General features: G+C 44.5%; 21 protein-coding genes and 1 pseudogene. 10 read left to right on the top strand and 12 right to left on the bottom strand.

Going from position 1 to position 20,853, the window contains the following annotated elements; translation table 11 throughout:
- Nucleotides 1-835: 835 nt before the first annotated feature.
- The 4 genes from RLO19_RS16120 to RLO19_RS16105 form a co-directional block, all read right to left on the bottom strand.
- Entirely contained in the window at nucleotides 836-1,489 is a 654-nt protein-coding gene (locus RLO19_RS16120; RefSeq protein WP_446357964.1) for a glutathione S-transferase family protein, read from the bottom strand.
- A 91-nt stretch (nucleotides 1,490-1,580) separates the two neighbouring features.
- Complete coding sequence (locus tag RLO19_RS16115; protein ID WP_446357962.1) at nucleotides 1,581-1,883, bottom strand: type II toxin-antitoxin system RelE/ParE family toxin; 303 nt, start codon at nucleotides 1,881-1,883, stop codon at nucleotides 1,581-1,583.
- A complete protein-coding gene (locus tag RLO19_RS16110; protein WP_446357966.1) occupies nucleotides 1,880-2,146 on the bottom strand; it encodes a ribbon-helix-helix domain-containing protein in 267 nt (88 codons plus the stop codon). Before RLO19_RS16110 ends, RLO19_RS16115 begins: the two co-directional genes overlap by 4 nt.
- Before the next feature lie 314 nt (nucleotides 2,147-2,460).
- Nucleotides 2,461-3,204 carry a glutathione S-transferase family protein gene (locus RLO19_RS16105; RefSeq protein WP_446357961.1) on the bottom strand — a complete coding sequence of 248 codons (744 nt, stop codon included), beginning with the start codon at nucleotides 3,202-3,204 and terminating at the stop codon, nucleotides 2,461-2,463.
- A gap of 255 nt (nucleotides 3,205-3,459) precedes the next feature.
- On the opposite strand from RLO19_RS16105, the gene RLO19_RS16100 reads away from it, so the two are divergent.
- Nucleotides 3,460-3,594, top strand: coding sequence for a hypothetical protein (locus tag RLO19_RS16100; RefSeq protein ID WP_446357960.1), 135 nt, complete (start codon nucleotides 3,460-3,462; stop codon nucleotides 3,592-3,594).
- A gap of 117 nt (nucleotides 3,595-3,711) precedes the next feature.
- Nucleotides 3,712-4,782 (top strand): DUF3474 domain-containing protein, encoded by a 1,071-nt coding sequence (locus tag RLO19_RS16095; protein ID WP_446357959.1) that lies wholly within the window; start codon nucleotides 3,712-3,714, stop codon nucleotides 4,780-4,782.
- Nucleotides 4,783-5,012: 230 nt separating this feature from the next.
- Here RLO19_RS16095 and hisG read toward each other — a convergent pair whose 3' ends face one another.
- The 3 genes from hisG to RLO19_RS16080 form a co-directional block, all read right to left on the bottom strand.
- A complete protein-coding gene (gene hisG / locus RLO19_RS16090) occupies nucleotides 5,013-6,059 on the bottom strand; it encodes an ATP phosphoribosyltransferase (protein ID WP_446357957.1) in 1,047 nt (348 codons plus the stop codon).
- 217 nt (nucleotides 6,060-6,276) lie between these two features.
- Nucleotides 6,277-7,836: an ATP phosphoribosyltransferase regulatory subunit gene (gene hisZ, locus RLO19_RS16085; RefSeq protein WP_446357955.1), complete on the bottom strand. Its 1,560-nt coding sequence runs from the start codon at nucleotides 7,834-7,836 to the stop codon at nucleotides 6,277-6,279.
- A gap of 215 nt (nucleotides 7,837-8,051) precedes the next feature.
- Nucleotides 8,052-9,257, bottom strand: coding sequence for a histidine kinase (locus RLO19_RS16080; protein ID WP_446357953.1), 1,206 nt, complete (start codon nucleotides 9,255-9,257; stop codon nucleotides 8,052-8,054).
- Between the two features lie 230 nt (nucleotides 9,258-9,487).
- Between RLO19_RS16080 and RLO19_RS16075 the strand changes: the two genes are divergently transcribed.
- Nucleotides 9,488-11,077 carry a glycoside hydrolase family 57 protein gene (locus RLO19_RS16075; protein WP_446357951.1) on the top strand — a complete coding sequence of 530 codons (1,590 nt, stop codon included), beginning with the start codon at nucleotides 9,488-9,490 and terminating at the stop codon, nucleotides 11,075-11,077.
- A 146-nt stretch (nucleotides 11,078-11,223) separates the two neighbouring features.
- On the opposite strand, the gene asnB is transcribed toward RLO19_RS16075, so the two are convergent.
- Nucleotides 11,224-13,083, bottom strand: coding sequence for an asparagine synthase (glutamine-hydrolyzing) (asnB, locus tag RLO19_RS16070; RefSeq protein WP_446357950.1), 1,860 nt, complete (start codon nucleotides 13,081-13,083; stop codon nucleotides 11,224-11,226).
- A gap of 584 nt (nucleotides 13,084-13,667) precedes the next feature.
- Between asnB and RLO19_RS16065 the strand changes: the two genes are divergently transcribed.
- The 3 genes from RLO19_RS16065 (at nucleotide 13,668) to RLO19_RS16055 (ending at nucleotide 16,050) form a co-directional block, all read left to right on the top strand.
- Entirely contained in the window at nucleotides 13,668-13,832 is a 165-nt protein-coding gene (locus RLO19_RS16065) for a bacteriocin (RefSeq protein WP_446349712.1), read from the top strand.
- A 339-nt stretch (nucleotides 13,833-14,171) separates the two neighbouring features.
- Nucleotides 14,172-15,017 (top strand): class II glutamine amidotransferase, encoded by an 846-nt coding sequence (locus RLO19_RS16060; RefSeq protein WP_446357948.1) that lies wholly within the window; start codon nucleotides 14,172-14,174, stop codon nucleotides 15,015-15,017.
- Between the two features lie 22 nt (nucleotides 15,018-15,039).
- A complete protein-coding gene (locus tag RLO19_RS16055; protein ID WP_446357946.1) occupies nucleotides 15,040-16,050 on the top strand; it encodes a cyclic nucleotide-binding domain-containing protein in 1,011 nt (336 codons plus the stop codon).
- Nucleotides 16,051-16,160: 110 nt separating this feature from the next.
- Here RLO19_RS16055 and RLO19_RS16050 read toward each other — a convergent pair whose 3' ends face one another.
- Complete coding sequence (locus RLO19_RS16050; RefSeq protein ID WP_446357944.1) at nucleotides 16,161-16,562, bottom strand: Fur family transcriptional regulator; 402 nt, start codon at nucleotides 16,560-16,562, stop codon at nucleotides 16,161-16,163.
- Between the two features lie 94 nt (nucleotides 16,563-16,656).
- On the opposite strand from RLO19_RS16050, the gene purS reads away from it, so the two are divergent.
- Genes purS through RLO19_RS16035 form a run of 3 tightly spaced genes read left to right on the top strand, consistent with a single transcriptional unit; the run spans nucleotide 16,657 to nucleotide 17,959 of the window.
- On the top strand, nucleotides 16,657-16,938 hold the full coding sequence (gene purS / locus RLO19_RS16045; protein ID WP_446357942.1) for a phosphoribosylformylglycinamidine synthase subunit PurS: 282 nt from the start codon (nucleotides 16,657-16,659) through the stop codon (nucleotides 16,936-16,938).
- Nucleotides 16,935-17,648, top strand: a complete 714-nt coding sequence (gene purQ / locus RLO19_RS16040; RefSeq protein ID WP_446357940.1) for a phosphoribosylformylglycinamidine synthase subunit PurQ — start codon at nucleotides 16,935-16,937, stop codon at nucleotides 17,646-17,648. Before purS ends, purQ begins: the two co-directional genes overlap by 4 nt.
- Before the next feature lie 59 nt (nucleotides 17,649-17,707).
- Nucleotides 17,708-17,959: a hypothetical protein gene (locus RLO19_RS16035; protein ID WP_446357939.1), complete on the top strand. Its 252-nt coding sequence runs from the start codon at nucleotides 17,708-17,710 to the stop codon at nucleotides 17,957-17,959.
- Between the two features lie 84 nt (nucleotides 17,960-18,043).
- Here the strand turns inward: RLO19_RS16035 and tnpA are convergent, their stop codons facing one another.
- Complete coding sequence (gene tnpA, locus RLO19_RS16030; RefSeq protein ID WP_446357937.1) at nucleotides 18,044-18,460, bottom strand: IS200/IS605 family transposase; 417 nt, start codon at nucleotides 18,458-18,460, stop codon at nucleotides 18,044-18,046.
- Between the two features lie 105 nt (nucleotides 18,461-18,565).
- Here tnpA and RLO19_RS16025 point away from each other — a divergent pair, with 105 nt between their 5' ends.
- Nucleotides 18,566-20,089: an RNA-guided endonuclease TnpB family protein gene (locus RLO19_RS16025; protein WP_446357935.1), complete on the top strand. Its 1,524-nt coding sequence runs from the start codon at nucleotides 18,566-18,568 to the stop codon at nucleotides 20,087-20,089.
- A 53-nt stretch (nucleotides 20,090-20,142) separates the two neighbouring features.
- On the opposite strand, the gene RLO19_RS16020 is transcribed toward RLO19_RS16025, so the two are convergent.
- Complete coding sequence (locus tag RLO19_RS16020) at nucleotides 20,143-20,562, bottom strand: secondary thiamine-phosphate synthase enzyme YjbQ (protein ID WP_446357933.1); 420 nt, start codon at nucleotides 20,560-20,562, stop codon at nucleotides 20,143-20,145.
- Nucleotides 20,563-20,744: 182 nt separating this feature from the next.
- Nucleotides 20,745-20,853 (bottom strand): annotated as a pseudogene (locus RLO19_RS16015) (IS200/IS605 family transposase); the annotation flags it as partial.

The following is a 20,853-nucleotide window of genomic DNA, read 5'->3' as shown; positions in this document are numbered from 1 at the left end:
GCACGCCGTGCGCCCCTACGAACATATTCACAAATTGACAATGGATAATGAACAATGAATAATGACCTCTCCTTAAAAGAAGAGGATTGAAATTAAGGAAAATCTTTTTTAATTTCTTCGTAAACGAAGAGGTCTTAGACCAAATTAATCAATTGTCAATTATCAATTATTAATTATCCATTGATATTCTGCTATAAATTGATCGAACGTTAGAAGTTTAGATGGGGTATAAGTCATAGGGTTTTTCGGGAAAGGCAGTTTTATTGTTTATTCTAGCTTGTATAACTGGAAGTTTCATCTCTATAATTGTCTCATATCTAATCCACCTTTTCACATCTTGCACCAGTAGCAACAATCAGCCAGGGATTCAAATCCCTGGCTCAAAGCTAAAGTCAGCTAAAGCTGACTGAATAAGAGTTTTAACTCCGGGCGGATATCGAGGCTGACTCAAATTTTACCTAGAAGTAAGCTGTTCGGCATTTAAACCTTAATGTCAATAATAGCGAAATCATTGTATGTAGTGCGAGCATCTTGCTCGCTACTAATACCCAATTTAAATGCATAACAGCTTATTCAGATTGTCCCTACAGAATAAGGGCGGGTTTTGTTGAATAGTTATCGGTAATACGCTTACCTAAATGGCTAAACCCGCCCCTACAATGGACTTATAGCAGCTACCTTGGCAGGTAGGACATTCTTTACTATTCCCTGTTCCCTGTTCCCTGTTCCCTCTTAGGAGCAACTGATGTCCTAAGGTATCCCCGTAGTGCTATATCACGTCTTTTCACTAAGACAGATGTTAATAGCAATAGCAATAATTGCTAGATACTCTGGATTATCGCTTATCTAAAATGGCTCGCATATTTGGGAGAGCGGCTGCAATCATTTCAGGTTTTACAGATGTCTGTTGCCAACTTTCTCGCTGCTCAAGCTGCTGGAACCATGCCTTTAGGGATGGATAAGTGTCTAGAGAGAAACCTAATTGGGGTAAGGAGGTGACAAGTGTTCCAGCCACGATATCCGCTAGGGTGATTTGATTGTTCACAAAGTAAATATGTCCCGCCAAAAGATTTTCATAAAATTGAATAATAGTCGTTATGCGTTGCAGAGCATTGTCAATTTTATCAGGATTGACTTTGAGTCCAACTAAGAGTTTAGTTAAAGGAATCATCAGCGGCTGAAGTTCATTTACGGCTATCATTTCTACCATGCGAACCGTTGCGATCGCGTCAATTTCACTAGGCATTAATGATGGTGTTGGATACTTTGCCTCTAAATAGTCCAAAATGGCTAACGATTCAACAATCCGAAATCCGTTATCGATGACGACAGGAATTCGCTGAAGCGGGTTAATGGCAGTAAAATCCTCACTCAGGTGATCTCCATCTAGATTCACCAAAATTGGCTCAAAGGGAATTTGTTTTTCCAGTAATGTCACCCAAACTCGGCGAGCATTAACAGAGATTGGATTGTAGTAGAACTTCAACATTAGAGTAATTGTTGGGATTTTAAACAATCATAACCTAGAAGTATGGGATTTAACAGAGCTTCAATATGGCTATTAGGCTTATTTTCCGGAGTCATGGTTCTTGTTCTTCAAATAAAGATGGCAGATTTCGGCGACCGCTCACTACACGAAGAATCTCAATGCCATCATCTAAAATTCTGTAAAAGATGATATAGCAATCCAAAGGTATACCTCGCAAATCAGGACGTATTTCTGTATAATTTCTACCTAAGTTAGGGAAATTGACTAATTGTTGACAGCGACGCGCAAAATTTTGAAAAAAGTGCTCACCGGCTTCGATATTATTAGCAGTAAAGTAATCAGCAATTTCGTTGAGGTCTTGGCTGGCGAGAACGTTGATAAGATAGCGTTTCATGTTTGAGTCTCGCGTGCTTGCTGGAAGCGATCCAAAATCTCTGCGATAAAGGGTTCGCCATCAATGGGTGGAGTCTGTTCGGAGACAGCAATAGCAGCATCTATTTTTGCCCGTACAGAGTTGATCCACTCGCTGTCAGCACGCTCATATTCATCCAACAACTGCAAGGCGATTTCGAGGACTTCTTCAGCCGAGCGATATTTACCTGTTCGCAATTTGGTTTGAATAAATTGCTCTTGGGTCTTTGTTAGAGTAATACTCATCGTAGTCAGCCAGAAAGTTTGCTCTAATTCTAGCAATCTCACTCGTCAGATGTCATTCATATAGCCAGATTAAGTTGCTGTAGTTCCTCTGACTCAAGCATCTCTAACTGATTGAGGATTTGATTCAGGATTGTTTGTGGCATAGCCTTTTTTCGTCATCGAGTTTGTCTACTATTTTACGGCGGATACTCAAAAAGTATGGGAATTAATTGGGATCGGGTTAGGCGCGATCGCACATTTTGCCTCAAGCTTTTCAATCCCTTAATTCAAATGACGTTTAACCCGCAATTGAAAACGATATCCGCTAGGCTTTCCTATTGCGTAATTAACTCCTTCTCTCTATCACTGAAAAACTGCTGAGTCATTCGTTCGTAGTGCTGGCAGAGATTCGACTGTTGGAGAACATAGTCAACAATTGGGCTTTGATAAGGTGGTTTAATGAAAGCACCAATGTAAGCGTAAGCAGTTGCATCTAACGTCGTCGGTTCATCTCCCATAAAAAATGGTTTGTCAGCCAGAAAATCTGAGAGGGCTTGAAAATCAGCACAGATAATCTGGATGATTTCCTCATTGCTATGACGAGCCATACCATGACCATACATCTGAGAACGAACGCTTTCACGTAGCCCTTCGACAAACGGTTCCCATTCTGCTTTTGACACCTCAGTTCCGAGTAACGTTGCTAACACCTCGCGATAGCCTCGCCAGTTTTCTTCGATATTGAAGCGAATGTGGACACCCCCCCAGAAAATGTTTTCTTTGATCATCCGACGGAAAGCAAGGGAGATGGCTCGTTCTGTGCGGGTCAAGCTAGCATCAAGATCGATTCCTTCTGCTTGCTTGAGCATCTCGATGATTAAGGTGGAATCACCGAATAGCTTTCCTTGATAGTTAATGAATGGAATTTTACCCTTTGGGGCTATGGCAAAGTCTTGTGCTGTCACAATCACTGCTTGGTAAGGAAGCTTTGCCATACGCAGCCAAGTTTCCAGCTTCATACAAGGTGGGCTAATGCTTGGCAATCCCCAGAACGATTGTGCGGTGTATAAGGTAATCATTGATATCGAAAAAGATGTGACTGAAATGGCTAGAACAAAGGTGCTATTAGTTTTTTTGACAGTGAGAAGCCTAGGTCTGCTTCACCGGATCAAGATTAACGCGATCGCACTTTTATTTATTGTAGGTTGGATTGAGGTTACTTAACCCAATACACCTGTTATAGTGTTAGAGCTACGTCTGATTCACTACTGAATGCATATTTATAAGGTTGTGTCAACTACGTTTTACGGTTAGTGGCACTATAGGTTATCTCTATGGGGATCAAAACTAAAATCCGCCATAAACGCTGTTTTGGGGATAATGGGATGAGCCGCGAAGTAATCGCGCCATTACTGGCTCACTATCCTCTGAATCAGCTAATTTCAGATTTATTTGACAAAATAAGTTAATACAAGGTTACAATAAATATCGTTTCATTCAAGCCTACATTTCCCCGGTTCACCTGGCATATTTTGTATGACAGGTAGTTGACTTAATGTAGGTTTTCAAATTAAATTGGAAGTTTCGTGCAATCAAACACAGTTCTCAAGCAGGCAACGATTACAGCCTCATCCACTCCTAAAGAAGAGTTACCCTTTACTCTCCAAGACTTAAAAGCGGCAATTCCCGCCTACTGTTTTGAACCCTCTGTCTGGAAGTCTCTAAGTTACTTCTTTCTAGACATTGGCATCATCGCTGGATTTTATGCGATCGCCTACAAACTGGATTCCTGGTTCTTTTTCCCCATCTTCTGGTTACTCCAAGGAACCATGTTTTGGGCGTTGTTTGTAGTGGGTCATGACTGCGGTCATGGCTCTTTCTCTAAGATTAAATGGCTGAATAACCTGATTGGACATCTGTCTCACACTCCCATTCTGGTGCCCTTCCACGGGTGGCGCATCAGTCACAGAACCCATCATGCTAATACTGGTAGCCTGGAAACCGATGAAAGCTGGTATCCGGTATCTCAGAGTAAGTATGAACAGATGCCATGGTATGAAAAGCTATTCCGCTTTAATTTACCATTGCTAGCTTATCCCCTCTATCTATTTAAGCGATCGTCTGATCGCAAAGGTTCCCACTTTTTGCCCAGCAGTCCGTTATTCCGTCCCTCAGAAAAATGGGATATTGTCACCAGTTCTACCCTCTGGATATTAATGGTTGCCTTTTTAGGTGGACTGACTTTTCAGTTCGGTTGGCTATTTCTGGTGAAGTATTACCTGGTTCCTTATATCGTGTTTGTAATGTGGCTAGATTTGGTCACGTTCCTGCATCATACCGAACCAGATCTTCCCTGGTATCGAGGAAAGGATTGGTATTTCCTTAAAGGAGCATTATCAACGATTGATCGGGATTACGGCTTTATCAATCCCATTCATCATAATATCGGGACTCATGTGGCGCATCATATTTTCTTGAATATGCCCCACTATCACTTGAAAACGGCAACCGAGGCAATTAAGCCGATGTTAGGCGATTATTATCGCTGCTCAAACGAGCCGATTTTGAAGAGCTTTATTCGTTCTTACTGGGCTTGTCATTTCGTTAAGGATCAAGGCTCTCCAGTTTACTACGAATCCCCCAAACATCCGCGCTAAAACTAACGTTTAGAACGCGGATTTATTACCTTTGACTAGCCAACTGTAGAGACGTTGCATGCAACGTCTCTACAATGTGGAAAGCAACGTCTCTACAATGTGGAAAGCAACGTCTCTACAATGTGGAAAGCAACGTCTCTACAATGTGGAAAGCAACGTCTCTACAATGTGGAAAGCAACGTCTCTACAATGTGGAAAGCAAAATCAGTTTCATCTGATATTCGTGTTTCTTAGGCTTCATTTAACCGTTCCAAGAATACCTGATAGTTCTGAGACTGAGAACCAAATACATAGTCGGGTGAAGTAATCGTCATATCACTCCCACCCGTCTTTCTTAGATGATTAACAGCCGCAAGTAACATTTTTTGCTCAACGACAATGGTTACAGCATACCAATCCTTTTCTTCCTTGGAATAAACTTTGGCAATCGTCGGTCCTCGTAACCCAGTTAAACCGCTCAACTCGCTGTGATTGATCAAGTAATTGCCAATTTCATCGGCTGACTTGCCTCGAACATTAGCCGTGATGGAGACATATTTTTTAGCATTCAAATTTGCCTCAATTAATTCCAAGATCGTTTTAGTCGTATCAAGTTTCGTGGGGTCCTCTTGGAGGAGGCGTTTATTGCCAATGAGACAAGCTTGGGACTTTAAAAGCGTGCCACCAGTAAGGCGCTTCAATCGGTTTTCTCGCAGGGTAGTTCCGGTACTGGTGACATCAGCAATCATGTCCGCATAACCCATACTGGGTGCCGCTTCCATTGCTCCTTGCACGGAGACAAGGGAAAAGTTGACAATCAGTTTTTCATAGAACCAATCTCTGGTCAGATTGGGATATTTCGTGGCAATTCTCAGGGTTTTACCTTTTTCTTTAAATAGAAGCGTGAGTTCGGCTAAATCTTCAATCGAGGATACATCCACCCAACTTTCAGGAACAGCTAATACCAGTTCGCATTTACCGTAACCCAAACGGTCATGAATAACCACGACATTATCATGACCCACGCCTTCTTCACAGACTACATCATAGCCAGTAATTCCGAGGTCAACGCTACCTTCTTCAACTTTGGTAAAAATATCAGCAGCCCGCTGGAAAAGTACATTAATGTGTCCAAGTGAGGGAATCGAGCCGAAATATTGGCGATCGCTCGGTCTAAAGACACTCATCCCACAGGCTGCAAGCAGGCTGGTTGTAGAGCGTTCTAAGGCTCCTTTACTGGGGAGAGCGAGGCGAACTGGGGATTGGGGATTGGGGATTGGTGATTGGTGATTGGTCATTGGTTAAAGACTTTTATAGCTGTTGCCATTAAGGTTAGGACAAATTGAATCGCTCAAACGACGACGTAGCCGTAAAAACCCTTCTGCCCTTGAGCCTCCTGTCTTGGAGCCTTCTGCTATAGCATCCAAAACTCTTGCACTTAGTCGGGGCGGGTTTAGTAACATTAGGGTGGCAAAAAACGATAATAGTGAAACCCGCCCCTACTTCCCTTCAAAACTATTTCATCGTTTTAATTTGCTTGGCGGCGTCGCTTACCGTTAACTGCTGCTGTTCTCCAGATTCCATCTGTTTAAGTACAACTTTTGAGGCTTTTCGTTCTTCTGAACCTACGAGAATGGTGTAAGGAATGCCTTGTTTGTCGGCATACTGAAAGTTACTGGAAACACTTTTACCTCTAAGCTCCATGGCTACTGCCAATCCAGTATGTCGCAATTTTTGGGCAACGCTAATGGCATAACCCGCATCATCTTGACTGACAGGAACAACCAAAACATCCACCTGTCGCTGCACTTGCCAAACTTTGCCCTCGGCTTCTAGGGCTAATCTCAGCCGTTCCATCCCGTAGGAAAAACCGGTGGCTGGGGTATCTTGGCGTCCGCCAAAAGTTGCCACCAAATCATCATATCGACCGCCGCCGCAGAGTTGTCGCTCCTGCTTACCGACGCCATGATAGATTTCAAAAATCATGCCTGTATAGTATTGCAATCCTCGGCTGAGTCCTAAGTCTAAACTAATTTGACTGGAGTCTAGGTTATAGAATTCCAATGTTTTAATAATCTCACGGAGTTGTTCAAGTCCAGCATCATCAATACCATGGGAACAGAGGAGAGTTTGGGCTTCTTTTAAGACTTCATTCGGTTCTCCTACCAGTTGTCCCAGTTGACTCATAAACTCTAGCGCCTTACTTACCCTCTCCGTTTGATCTTGGCGTTTTATTTTGGTCAGTAGGCGATCAACGATTTCGTAGGCGTCGCGATTGCCAGCCAGTTCAATGTTCATGCTGTCTAGGAGATCCAGAATCGCAGTTTGGGCGTCGGATTCTTCCATTCCCTGAAAGAGTTTACTCAAACGTTGGGGGTGAGCAGTGTCAGGGTTCGTTTGTCCTGGGCTGAGTTGGGGGTTGGAGGTATAGAGGGCAAATGCTGGATAGATATCACACAAGCGCTGTTCGACGGCTGATTTGCCTTCCTTGCGTAAAATTTCCATATTGGCAAGCAGGAAGCTACGCAGGCGACTTTCGATCTGAAGGTTATCCAGAAACGTAGAGATTACACCAATATGACCCAGGACAACTCTATACCCGCTTAATCCTAGGCGATTTAATCCTTGAGATGCGATCGCGATAATTTCGGCATCTGCCATCGCTCCAGTCGCGCCAATCAATTCAATCCCCATCTGGTTAAACTGGCGGTAGCGTTCTTTCTGGGGGCGTTCGTAGCGAAAGGCGGAACCCGCATAGTAGAGGCGGATGGGGTGGGGGACGCTTTGCAGGTTGTCTACATAAGCGCGGACAACAGAGGCGGTAAATTCCGGGCGCAAGCAAAGGCGGCGGTTGCGGTAGATGAAGTCATAGAGACGGGGGGCGATTTCTTCTCCGGATTTCCTTAAATACAGTTCTGTATATTCAATCAGTGGCACGTCAATTGGACGATAGCCAAAGGATTGGAAGCATTGGCGCAGGGTATCTTCAAGCTGTTTGGTGATGGCGTAATCATCGGGCAATACATCGTTGACGCCGCGTACTCTTTCAATTTTGGTCGTTCGCATTTTGGTCATTTGTCATTTGTTTATGTCATTCGTCCTTTGTCATTTGTCCTTTGTCATTCGCTCTATGTCCTTTGTCATTCTTCATTTGTGATAATTGGACGGTTAGGTCGGGGCGGGTTTAGTTATATCAGGGTAACACCAAAGGTTAATGGTAAAACCCGCCCCTACAAAAGCTTCCCCAGCGAAGAGACGTAGCATGCTACGTCTCTACATCGCTTTAACGTTTATCGATAAATCGGCAGGGTAAAGTGAAAACAACCACCACCTTTAGGGGGGGAATCGACCCAGATGCGACCGTAATGGGCGCGGATTATGCGTTGACACAAGGATAAACCAATCCCGTACCCATCTATGGCTTGATCGCGTTTGAGTCGGAAATGATTTTCAAAGATGCGATCGCAATTTTCGGCTGGGATACCTGGACCGGTATCACAGACTGAGACTTGAACCTTCTGGGTAGTGCGGTGCAGCATAGAAACCTGAATTTTACCCCCTTTTGGGGTGTATTTGTTGGCATTGTCTAGCAGATTAACAATGACTTGACGCACCAACTCACTATCAGCATGGACAGGGGGTAAATCCTGGGGAATGTCCGTTTCCACAATCTGGCATTTGAGTTGGAACGACTCCTGCATTTGGTTGAGAATCTCTTGACACAGGGGTCCTAAAGCCAGTTGGCGTGGTTTAACGTAAAAATCGGCGTTGCTGCCTTTAGCGGCTTGCAGGATTTCCGTAATCATGCGATCGATGATACGGAGTTGGATGCGTGCTTGTTCAAATAAGCGGGCTTTCAGGGTAGGGGTTAATTCAGCACCAAGAGATTGAATGGGGTTGTTTTGACCTAATTCCAGAGTCTCCAAGGCAATGGATGCGGCGGTTAAAGGATTGCGGAGGTCATGGGCTAACATGGATAGAATTTGGTCTTTGAAGTAGAGATTCTCCCGCAGAGCGGCATTTTCTTGGTTGAGGCGAAAAATTTCGTCAGTGAGTTGAATCACTTCGATGGATGATTCTATGGAAGGTTTGGCGGATGAGCCATTCTCACTGGAGATACTCGCGTTAGTGGATGAAGCAACCTCCTCTTTTAACTCAGTTTGGTAGTCTTCGATACAGCGTTGCCAGCGTGACCAACAGTTCTTCAACTGTCCCACCAAATTCGTCCCCGCCAGGGTTTGGCGCGGTTGGGGATGAATCTTCAGCAGAGCTGGAGTGGCGACTATTTTGAAATGTTCGGCTAAATAGGGCTGTTCTCCCACATCCACAATCATCAGCTCAAAGGGATACTCCTGTTTCAGGGACTCCAGATAGTTCCGGATGCGATGGATAGGTTTCCGGGAACTGGGACGCTCATCGACAAACAGCAGAAGCTGTAGTGTGGCTTCCGCATCCGGAGAGTTTTCATGAGCGACCTTGCAATTTGGTGTTAGCACTCTTAACGGGGCTTGCTTTAGGAGAACGTTGGCATTGACTGCCTAGGGGCTGGGGGGTCTTTGCTTCCTTATAATTTAATCTCTATTTTAGATTTTCCGCAAAACTAAAGGGTTTGTGATATTTATCTATCCATTTGCTGTCCCTTTCGTCCTAAAATCTTAAAAGACTCTCAACCTCCCAGGATATCCTAAACTTTTCATTATCTAGCAATTCACGACTTCTATTCACTATGGCTATCGGCTACGTTGCGCTCGTCCTTCATGCCCATCTACCTTTTGTGCGGCATCCAGAAAGTGACTACGTTCTGGAAGAAGAATGGCTATTTGAAGCCATCACCGAAACTTACGTCCCCCTCCTGCACGTCTTTGAAGGATTAAAGCGGGATGGGGTGGACTTTAAAATCACGATGAGCATGACGCCTCCTTTGGTGTCAATGCTCCAAGACCCTTTGTTGCAAGAGCGCTACGACAAACATCTAGCCCTACTCGAAGAATTAGTTCAAAAGGAAGTCGAGCATAACGAACAAAATGGTCATATCCGCTACCTCGCTGAACATTACGTGAACGAGTTCAGCATGATTCGCCAAACCTGGAATCACTATGGCGGTGACCTAGTAACGGCATTTAAACAATTTCTCGACAGCAATAACCTAGAAATCATCACTTGCGGCGCCACCCACGGCTATTTTCCGCTGATGAAAATGTATCCCCAAGCGGTTTGGGCGCAAATTCAGGTGGCTTGTGAGCATTATGAGCAAACCTTTGGGCGCCCCCCGAAAGGAATATGGTTACCTGAATGCGCGTATTACGAAGGGGTGGAACGATTACTCGCCGATGCAGGCTTGCGCTATTTTCTCACCGATGGTCACGGGATCTTGTATGCCCGTCCCCGTCCCCGGTTTGGCACTTATGCTCCGATTTATACGGAGACAGGAGTCGCCGCATTTGGTCGGGATCACGAGTCCTCCCAGCAGGTGTGGTCTTCGGAAGTGGGGTATCCGGGTTCACCCGAATATCGGGAATTTTACAAGGATTTAGGCTGGGAAGCTGAATACGAGTACATTAAGCCCTATATTATGCCCAATGGGCAGCGCAAAAATACGGGAATTAAATATCACCGGATTACAGGTCGCGGATTAGGATTAGGGGATAAAGCGCTGTATGACCCCTATTGGGCGCGAGAAAAAGCGGCTGAACATGCGTCTAACTTTATGTTTAACCGGGAACAGCAGGTGGGTCATTTGGCGGGAATAATGCAGCGTCCGCCGATTATTGTTTCCCCCTATGATGCGGAACTCTTTGGTCATTGGTGGTACGAGGGACCTTGGTTTATCGATTATCTGTTCCGCAAGTCTTGGTATGACCAGGGTACTTACGACATGACCCACTTGGCTGATTATTTGCGGGATAATCCCTCTCAGCAAGTTTGTAAGCCCTCTCAGTCAAGCTGGGGGTATAAGGGATTCCATGAATATTGGCTCAATGAAACCAATGCTTGGATTTATCCTCACCTGCACAAAGCAGCGGAACGGATGATTGAGTTAGGAAGTCGCGAACCCGCTGATGAACTGGAATGGAAAGCACTTAACCAGGCGGCGCGGGAGTTACTCCTGGCGCAGTCGTCGGACTGGGCGTTTATTATGCGGACGGGAACAATGGTACCCTATGCTGTGCGGCGGACGCGATCGCACTTGATGCGGTTTAATAAGCTGTATGAGGATATCAAAATCGGTAAAATCGACAGTGGCTGGTTGGAAAAAGTCGAGGAAATCGATAATATCTTCCCCCAAATCAACTACCGGGTTTATCGTCCGCTTTGACCTCTCCTTGGCTTGAAACACCATGGGAGCACGACATAATGTGGTACTAAAATATTACGCCCTTGGGGTGGCTTGGCGATAGCAGAAGCCGAAATGATGTAGAGACGTTGCATGCAACGTCTCTACTTTTATAACCACCTTGACGGTTAAAAATCATCCAGAGTTTTTAGGGGTGAACACCCATACAAGTAATCCATAGAAGTAGGAGATTTCCCAGTTAGGCAAATAGTTTTGAACACTGTCATTGCCATCGCATTTAAGAGCTTATCCAAAGCTTGAATACCCTTGACACTATTTACATTCGCTTGCTCAAACCAGGATAGTATTTGCTCATCTGAGAACAGACTCCTAGAATTGGCTAAATACTTCTCGCAAAACTGCGTAAAAATCCTTTGCACAATTTTATACTGTATGAGAACCCACTCCGTCTGATGTGAGGCACCGAATGATTTTTTGCGGTAAACAAAATCATGGGGTAGCCATTGCCCAGCCATTTCTCGAATAATCATTTTATTCCAAAATAATGCGGCATGATGTTGAGGTGGAACAGCAGCTAAATATTCGACTAAACGATGATCTAAAAAGGGAACACGGGCTTCAATACTTTGACTCATAGCGCTGCGATCTTCATGCCAAAGGTTATAATCTTGTAAATAATAAACTTCTCGTAACATTTGTTTCTGAAACGAAGTACAATCAGGCGGATAAGATTTAATGCCTCTATCAAACAGGTATGACCCATCATTAAGGCTAGTTAGTTGTTTGAGTTGACTTGTCTGTTGCTCCTCTTCGTTCAATTGTTGGATATAGTCTTGCCAGTCCTTTGTCGAGCTATCTTCAGGGGCAGAGTATCCGCCAGCAAATTCATCAGCACCCTGTCCCAAAAGCATTACCTTGAGGTCAGGAAATAGGGTTTGGCAATAACGATGGAGTTCGTGCTTCAAAAACCAATCCATATTAAATTTTGGCGCATCCATTATCCAAATAAAATATTCAAAAGTTTCTAATGAAAAATGAACTTGTTCTAATAGCTTTTCCGAATCAAAATATACCGGATGAAACGGTAGATTGAGCTTTTGGCAAAACTGACGCGCTGCTTGGATATCTCCATTTTCTCTCGTGTAATCGGCTAAGATGCTGAAGCAATGTAATCGGTTATGGAATTGATTGGCAACAGCGACAACTGCTCCAGAATCCAGTCCTCCACTCAAAAATGCTCCTATAGGTACATCACTCATCAGACGTTTCTGTACACTATCGACAAAAAGCTCGCGATATTCTCTGATATAATCTTGAGGCTGACGGGAGTCTGAGTTAGGCTCGGTGACCCAATATTTTTCTAAATTCCAATAGGACTGAATAATTAGGTTGGTTGTGTTAGCATCATAAAGCAAATAATGACCGCCAGCTAACCTGTTAATTCCTCTCACATAGGATGTAGTAACGCTTAAATTCGTTAAATCCTGGAACTGAGGATGCCTTGGTACATCGGGATGGGCGAAGAGGGACATTAAAGTCGAGCTAAAAATGAGTAGGGAGCCAATTTGTGCGTAATATAATGGTTTTATTCCTAAGCGATCTCGTGCTAAAAATAACTGTTGTAGTCGAGCATCCCATAAAGCAATAGCAAACATACCATTCAGTAAATGGAGTGCGTTGACTCCAATTTCTTCATACAAGTGCAAAACAATTTCGGCATCAGAATAGGTGCGAAATTGATGGGTGTTCCGTAAGTTTGAACGCAACTCTATATGGTTGTAGATTTCTCCATTGACGGCAACAAACATAGTTTTGTCTTCATTCCAAATCGGTTGTTGCCCTCCAGCTAAATCGACAATAGATAACCGTCTGAAAATAAATGACAATGGCGTTGATTCAAATAATTGCTTGTCATCTATGCCGCGCCGATATAATCGTTCTCCCATCTGGTTTAGAATCTGTAAACGCTCTGATTGTTTGTATTGCTGGTGATTGTTTCCATCTATAAATCCGGCAAATCCACACATTTATATTGTCCGAGTTTATTGCTATATCGATTTATTATACACTCAATCATGTAAATTACGGCGATTTCTGATTTGTGGTGCTAAACTTGCAGGGGTGACAAGCCGATCAAAAGCCGATCAAAACCAGGGTAAGTAGTCGGACAAAAGAAAACGGCACGATAATTAAGTTTTGTCAATCGCCCTCAAACCCTTACTGTTGCCTGTTGCCTGTGACACACCGAGCGAAGTCGAGGTGTTGCCTGTTGCCTAATCTCAACCGTTAACTTTAATTGTGTCCACCTACTTAGGTAAACAAGGTCAGTTCGTTGTAAAATTGATTGGGATGCGCTAAGGAGTCGGACATAAATAAAGGTAACTGTGTTAAGTTTAATCAAAATACACAATCGTTCCACCTGAGTGCGATCGCGGAATTTGACAAAACTTAATGATCGTGATTTTTACTTTTATAGCGTTTCTCATAGGAGCAGGTACATGACTGAGGGTGCAAGCATAGATCCCCTACATTGGGGTGTACCTCACGCTCTTGAGAATGGCTATATCCGACTACTGCGGTTAAACCAACTACTAAAAAAGATGAACAAATAATGTCCAGTGAAAACAAAGCTCAAAATCCAAACGAACAGAACCCAGAACATGAAAAACTCGTAAACAATCAGCCGTCAATTGAAGGACAACAGAAAAGTCAAGAAGAACTGACTGAGGAAGAGTTGGAGAAGATAGCGGGAGGGTTCCGTCGTGCGGGGAGATAATGGAGAATCCAGTCTAGTCTCTACGCAAAAGCTAGATTACTTGAAAACCACCCTATTTAGTTGTATCTTATGGCTCGCTATAGTCAAAAGTAGGGTGGGGAGATTCTCAAGAATAAAAGAGAGACTTGCCTCACGGTTGCTCATGATTGCCGTATCCTTATCTTGCATTAAAGATACCGCTTTGGCATCGTTAAGAACACTGATTCCTTTTGGTAGAGGAACCATTGTCAGTATAATACTTGAAAACCACTATATTGAATTGCTATGTGTCGAGTTGTAGCGTATTTAGGAGAGCCCGTACTCCTGGACGACTTGTTATTCAAGTCAGACAGTTCATTAATGAAACAGACCTACGCCCCACAAATGCTGAAATTACTGAATTTGGCTGGGTTTGGTATGGCGGCATGGGAACCAACGTCCCACAATCCGGAAGTTCCCTTCATTTACAAAACTGTTTCGGTTCCCTTCTTTGACCGTAACCTGAAAGTTCTAGCGCAAAAGCTGCGACCAACTTGTCTGGTTGCCCATGTTCGCGGCGTCATCTCCGATCCTAGCGCTAAGGTAAATATGCAGAATGTCCATCCATTTCAGTATAAAGGGTTCAAGCTGGCTATGGCTCACAATGGCGACTTGGCTGACATGGATAAGATGAAATTTCACTTGCTGGAGTACATCAAACCGGAAATCGCCCAAAAGATCGAGGGTACAACAGACAGCGAATGGATCTATGCCCTATTGATGTCACAGATGGAAGACCCAACTAAGGATTTGGAACTCGACGAGATATTGCCAGCTTTGGAATCTACCTTAAAGATTATCAAGCAGGTTCGCAAAAAACTAGGAATTGCGGTAGCTTCTTGGGTTAACCTGTTCATCTGTGACGGTAACGACTTAGTTGCCACTCGCTTTACCTTTGACTTCGGTTGCTACGCCGACAAAATAGACGAGTTGGAGTTGGGGCTAAAAGACATGAGCCTTTGGTATACCTTGGGTCAAAACTACGGCTGGCATGAGGATGAGTGGAAGTTAGTCGGTAGCGCCAAGAACGCTAATTCTGTAATCGTTGCTTCCGAACCATTGTCGAAGGATATCACCAATTGGACTGAAGTGCCGGAGTACTCGGTTCTCTACGTCACCTCCGAGGGCGACTATCGGCAGGTGAAAATCGCCGAACTCGACATCTAAACCTTACCGTTGTGTCTTAATCATGAACGTGAACTTGAAACAAAAAGAAGAGTTTTTAAGCTCCTTGCCCCTGTTCCAGAGCTTGACATTAGGGGATTTGGAGGACATTCTGTTGTTTGCGGAACCCTTCTGTGTCGAAGCCAACACCATGCTTTTTCGCCAGGGCGAGGTAGCCGCTGGGATGTATTTGCTCAGCGAGGGGCGAGTCAGGTTATACGCTGATGTGCCAGGGAACGATCGCGTGGATATAGAAACAGTTGGCTCTGGCGATGTCATTGGGGAAATCTCTGTTATGGATCGCGGTTTGAGCTTGACTTATGCCCTAACGCTTGAGCGGACATCGGGCTATTTTTTGAGTAATTTGCAGTTGGATATGCTGCGATATAGCCTAAGATCCTCAGCATTGAACATCATGAAATGCCTGCGACTAAAAATCTGCGATCGCATTCGGTTAAAAACGGCACAAATCGTCGCTACGCTCACGGCTGGGGAAGCAGGAACATTGCCTGATTCTGGGGTACAAGAGAACAAAGGGCAAATTGATGCCCCTACCTCCCCCTTAACGTTAGATCACTCAAGGCTACAGTCACTTCCACTATTTCGCATCTTCACGCTTGCGGAATTGGAAGAGTTTCTCGCACCCATGCGGTTGTGGAATCTGCCACGAGGTCATATTCTCTACACAGAAGGTTCTCCGGCAGATAGTTGCTTGATCACAGTTCGCGGTGCTGTTCGCACCACGATTTACCGATCTGGCAAATACGAACACCTTGCCGTTTATGGTCCGAGTCGGCTGGTGGGAGTTCTGGGGCTGATAGACGGTGGTACATACCCAACAACTTGCGCGGTACGGGAACAGACAACGTTGCTGGAGGTGAATCAGTCTTACTTTGAGACTCTCTCTCAAGCCGGTAAGGAGATTGGCTTCAAGTTCCTTCACGTCGTTAACCAAGAATTGGCTTTGGATCTGCGGAAGCTAATCCTCCAGATCACAAGATTAGCGTCTCAGAGGCAGTTGAATACTCGAGTTTAGACTCAACTTGCGGATCACACAGCCAAAAAGACAAATAATCAAGTAGCCCTGTTTCTTTGCTCATGTTCCAGATGTGCTGTTACCGCGTCTGGATTATCTTGGCAGTCGGATTAAGGACGGTTTTGATCAGCTTCAACCATTTGGCAATCCTCACAGAGTCCGAAAAACTCCAGAGTATGGTAGTAAATTTGAAAGTGGTGGTTATCTTGTAACTGGGTCTCTAAATTGTGGACAGGACATTCCTCGATGGGAATTGATCGCCCGCAGTTGAGACAGGTGAGATGGTGTTGATCCTGCAATAAACTGTAGAGGGATTCGCCAGTGGCTAGAGTCCGCATTTGTACCACTCCTTCGAGTTTCAAGGCATCGAGAGAGCGGTAAACTGTCGCTAGACCCATACCTTGCTCCCGATTACGTAACTCGATATAAATATCTTGGGCAGAGACAGCACGATTTAAGGTTTTGAGCAAATTTAAAATTCGCTCTTGAGAACGGGTGCGTTGGGCTTTCATAGATTTACGGGTTAATCGAGGGAAAATGACGTGGACTATTCAGAATTAGTCGTTCAAACTTAAAGAAGGTAATCTGCACAATTGGGGGATGCTCGTGAATCATCAGTATCAGGCTCGAATTTATGTTACACTGCGACCTTCTGTATTAGATCCGGCTGGCGTGGCAGTTGAGTCCGGGATTGGGCAACTTGGCATCGCAAAGGTTAAACAGGTACGCATCGGCAAGTATATTGAGTTAATGCTGACGGCGGCTAATGAAAATCAAGCTAAGGAGCAACTTGATCGCATCTGTGATCAACTCTTGGCGAATCCGGTGATTGAAAATTATCGATTTGATTTGGATGAAGTACAGGTACAGGTAGGGGCATCAACATGAAATTTGGAATTGTAGTTTTTCCTGGCTCAAACTGCGATCGCGATGTTGCTTATGTAACCCAGGATTTGCTAAACTGTCCTACCCGGATGGTTTGGCATGAAGAGACAGATATTTCTGACTTAGATGTCGTTGTGTTACCCGGTGGCTTTAGTTATGGCGACTACCTACGTTGCGGCGCGATCGCTCAGTTTTCGCCAATTATGCCCCATGTCATTGCCCACGCTAACCAGGGGAAGTTTGTTCTGGGTATCTGCAACGGCTTTCAAGTCTTAACCGAAACGGGGTTATTGCCCGGAGCATTAGTCCGGAATCGAGATCTCCATTTTATTTGCGATCGCGTCCCCCTGAAAATAGAACGCACGGATCTGCCTTGGACTTGCGCCTATTCCACAGGTGAAATTATCACACTGCCCGTTGCTCACGGCGAAGGACGTTACTATGCCGACACAGACACCCTGAAAGCCCTCGAAGATGGGAATCAGATTGTATTTCGTTACGCCAGTTCCCTGGGTGAAATCGACGAAACTAGCAACCCTAACGGTTCCGTGAACAACATTGCCGGAATTTGCGATCGCACGGGTAAAATATTGGGGATGATGCCTCATCCAGAACGCGCATCTGACCCCTTGTTAGGCAATACTGATGGTATCAAATTATTCCAAGGATTATTAACTCTGTTGAGTGATATGCAGCGACTTCAACCTGTCTAGTCAACTCTCTTTATGCTCTGTTAAACCGTAAATTTAATTCAACACTCCTAAGAAAGCCAGTGAACTCAGACAATCCCAACACCGGCTTGCCAATAAAACCAATCCGTTACCGAGATTGGTTAATTAGCACGAAGATGATTGACAGACGGTTATGGTTACGTTGGCAACACCCTCATGAAAATTTTGCTCGCTATAGCTATCCAGTCACGGATCGAGGCTTGACAGATTCCCTTCTTTATGCTAGACATCTCATAGATTTGATTATCGAGCTAGAAGAGGCAGAATCAAAAGCCGCTTCATCACGAGAATAAGTACACCATCTAACAAGCGGGAGCGTGGTAGCTCCCGTTTTCTAAACGGGGGCGGAAACGCGACACGGCAAATAAATTTGCCGTCTAATTTTTAGAATGATGAGGGTCGTTGATGTACGCCAAAATCACCGCTGTCGAAACTTTGCCTGTGGTGTCATGAAAGTATCCTCTTGTCCACATAGAGGGCATTCTTTTTAAATGAGGATACTTGGCTCTTAGTTCGTAAGACGAACGCCCTTTAAAGGCTTTGACTACTTGTGCTATTGAGTGGTCAGTATCGTATTCTACGAGTAAATGAACATGGTCAGGTGCTATCTCTAGTGCTTTAATGAACCAACCTTTTTCTATAGCAACATCATTGAGTATTTTGCCGAGGTCGTTTTTAACGTCCCCTATTAGTACAGCGCGTCTACGCTTAGGTATCCAACAAAGATGCACGGTTGCACAACCTACGCTGTGAGGATATTTGCGATATTGTCTATCGGCTAAATTAACGGTCATGTTGGTTACTGATGGTTATTGACATTCTTTTAAACTCAGGTTATCTTGAGCAAAAAGTCGATGTCAATCAATTTGAGCAAATAACATTTTGGCAAGGTTTTCGCTATGGGTAAAAGCACTCCCCCTTCATTCATCACAACCATTCCTCTTGTTGTAACCAGTCAATCAGAGTCAGAGTTGCTTTCTCGCTTCCAAGCGGGTCGGCAACTCTATAATGCTTGTTTGAACGAGGCAATGGTTCGGATGCGGTTAGTGCAGGAATCCTCCCATTACCAATCAGCTAAAAAGCTACCAAAAGGGAAAGCCAGAACAAAGGCATTTAGTGAAGCAAGGAGGCAATATCGGTATTCCGAGTATGAGCTTCAGGCTTATGCAACGGTAGTCGCCAATACCTCTAAGTGGATTGCTCAAAAAGTCGATTCCAATACTCAGCAAAAGTTAGCGACTCGTGCCTTCCAAGCAACAGAAAAGGTAATGTTTGGTCGTGCCAAGAAAGTACGATTCAAGGTTCCTTCTCGGTTCCGTAGTATGGAGGGCAAGACCAATAAGCAGGGTATCCGTTGGACTGGGGAGCACCTTCTTTGGGGAAAGCTCAAACTCAACGCCCTGATTCGCCCCAATAACCCTGTAATGATGCATGGCATCAACAGCTCCATCAAATACGTCCGGATTCTCTGGAAAGAAATTAACGGTAAACGTCGCTGGTATGCTCAGTTAATCAACAAAGGGGAGCCTTATCAAAAAGCTGCTAATTTTGTTAATCCTGGAGTTGTTGGATTAGACCTGAATATCTCCAATGTGGCTTATGTGGCTGACAGCAATGCTGGCTTGTTACCCTTTGCCGAGAAGGTTCCGACCTTTGAGCGTGAGATTAGTAGCTTGCAGCGAAAGATGCAACGGTCACAACGGCAGTCCAATCCTGATAACTACGAACCTGACTTCTTAGGAAGGAAGGGACGTAAGGCTATCCTGAAAAAAGGGAAGCCGAAAAAAGGTCGCTCTTCGTGGAATAAATCCAAACGTTATCAGGCTCTTGCGCGTCAAAAGCGAGAATTAGAGCGGCGCAAAGCTGAGTATTGCAAGTCTCAAAATCGTCGCCTAGTTAATGACATTCTCAGAAACGGAAACCAAATCAAGACTGAAAAGGTTTCTGTAAAGGGATGGCAAAAGAATTGGGGAAAAGCGATTGGCGCTAAGTCCCCTGGTTTTTTCCAGTCAGAACTGAAGCGCAAAGCTGAGAAAGCTGGCGGTTCGTTCTATCAGTTTTCGACTACGAAAACGGCACTCTCTCAAACTCATTTAACAGGGGAACGTATCAAAAAATCTCTGTCAGAACGAGTTCATTACGATAAGTCGGGTGTAGTAATGCATCGCGATTTGATGAGTGCGTTTTTAAGTCGTCACGTTTATGACGATGTGTTGTCATTACAGGATGCTCAATCTGAGTATCTAGGGATGGAAACCGCCCTGCTACGGGCATGGCAACAATATCAACAATCGGCAAATCGAGTAAGCGCGTCTGAAAGTCGGTGCAGTCATAGCCCCGTTGAGCCGATTCGTAGCGACTCAGCGCATTCTAGCCAGATAGCCTCCTCCGGGACGGGCGAAAAGCTAGATATAAGGTTCTGAGGAATCTCCCGGTTTTAGCGTAGCGGAACCGGGAGAGGTTTCAAAAGAGCCTATTATTCTCCATAAATCGTCACAATAATTTTACGGCGGCGCGGTTTCACATCGCATTCTAAGTGAAAGATTTGCTGCCAGGTGCCTAATTCTAACCTGCCATTCCTGAGGGGTACGGTGATAGAAGGTCCCAGCCAAGTGGCTTGTAGGTGAGAATGTCCGTTACCATCGTGCCAGGTTTGCTCATGTCCGTAGTCCTGACTGGGTGGAATCAGTTTATTTAACAGTTCCGGTAAATCCCGTTCCAACCCAGGTTCAAACTCGATGGTACCAATGGCGGCGGTACTACCAATATTAAAGACATGAACCATTCCCGTCTCGATACCAGAGTTTTTGACAATGGCATTGACTTTATCAGTCAAGTCATGCATATCGCCATTCTTGTCAGTAGCAAGTTGAATATAGTCTTGATGAACAGCCATTATGTTGATGGGGATAACTCTTTTCCATTTAAGCAGGAGGGGCGAGGATCGTCATTGGTCATTAGTCATTGGTCATTGGTAAGCCTATGGTTGGTGTAAAAACGGTAAAAGAAAACCCGGAAAAATTAAGAATTAACGGAGTTAGACCATGTTATCTTAGCGTCCGGAGAAGACCCTCGCTTTTAGCGATGGGATGAATCCGGACAATCTTGGCTTTGAACGTAGACTTTTAGCTGTTCAATGGTAACACCGCCACAACTAGCGACAAAATAAGCGCCTGTCCATAAAACA

The sequence above is a fragment of the Coleofasciculus sp. G2-EDA-02 genome (assembly GCF_040226375.1).
Lineage (GTDB): Bacteria > Cyanobacteriota > Cyanobacteriia > Cyanobacteriales > Coleofasciculaceae > Coleofasciculus.
The sequence above is the reverse complement of the archived record's forward strand: the minus strand, read 5'-3'. Positions and strand labels throughout refer to the sequence as shown.

Coding starts and splice junctions, on each gene's coding strand:
- RLO19_RS16120 (WP_446357964.1), bottom strand. CDS start 1,489: ATGTTGAAGTTCTACTACAATCCAATCTCTGTTAATGCTCGCCGAGTT.
- RLO19_RS16115 (WP_446357962.1), bottom strand. CDS start 1,883: ATGAAACGCTATCTTATCAACGTTCTCGCCAGCCAAGACCTCAACGAA.
- RLO19_RS16110 (WP_446357966.1), bottom strand. CDS start 2,146: ATGAGTATTACTCTAACAAAGACCCAAGAGCAATTTATTCAAACCAAA.
- RLO19_RS16105 (WP_446357961.1), bottom strand. CDS start 3,204: ATGATTACCTTATACACCGCACAATCGTTCTGGGGATTGCCAAGCATT.
- RLO19_RS16100 (WP_446357960.1), top strand. CDS start 3,460: ATGGGGATCAAAACTAAAATCCGCCATAAACGCTGTTTTGGGGATAAT.
- hisG (WP_446357957.1), bottom strand. CDS start 6,059: ATGACCAATCACCAATCACCAATCCCCAATCCCCAATCCCCAGTTCGC.
- hisZ (WP_446357955.1), bottom strand. CDS start 7,836: ATGACCAAAATGCGAACGACCAAAATTGAAAGAGTACGCGGCGTCAAC.
- RLO19_RS16075 (WP_446357951.1), top strand. CDS start 9,488: ATGGCTATCGGCTACGTTGCGCTCGTCCTTCATGCCCATCTACCTTTT.
- asnB (WP_446357950.1), bottom strand. CDS start 13,083: ATGTGTGGATTTGCCGGATTTATAGATGGAAACAATCACCAGCAATAC.
- RLO19_RS16065 (WP_446349712.1), top strand. CDS start 13,668: ATGTCCAGTGAAAACAAAGCTCAAAATCCAAACGAACAGAACCCAGAA.
- RLO19_RS16060 (WP_446357948.1), top strand. CDS start 14,172: ATGAAACAGACCTACGCCCCACAAATGCTGAAATTACTGAATTTGGCT.
- RLO19_RS16055 (WP_446357946.1), top strand. CDS start 15,040: ATGAACGTGAACTTGAAACAAAAAGAAGAGTTTTTAAGCTCCTTGCCC.
- RLO19_RS16050 (WP_446357944.1), bottom strand. CDS start 16,562: ATGAAAGCCCAACGCACCCGTTCTCAAGAGCGAATTTTAAATTTGCTC.
- purQ (WP_446357940.1), top strand. CDS start 16,935: ATGAAATTTGGAATTGTAGTTTTTCCTGGCTCAAACTGCGATCGCGAT.
- tnpA (WP_446357937.1), bottom strand. CDS start 18,460: ATGACCGTTAATTTAGCCGATAGACAATATCGCAAATATCCTCACAGC.
- RLO19_RS16025 (WP_446357935.1), top strand. CDS start 18,566: ATGGGTAAAAGCACTCCCCCTTCATTCATCACAACCATTCCTCTTGTT.
- RLO19_RS16020 (WP_446357933.1), bottom strand. CDS start 20,562: ATGGCTGTTCATCAAGACTATATTCAACTTGCTACTGACAAGAATGGC.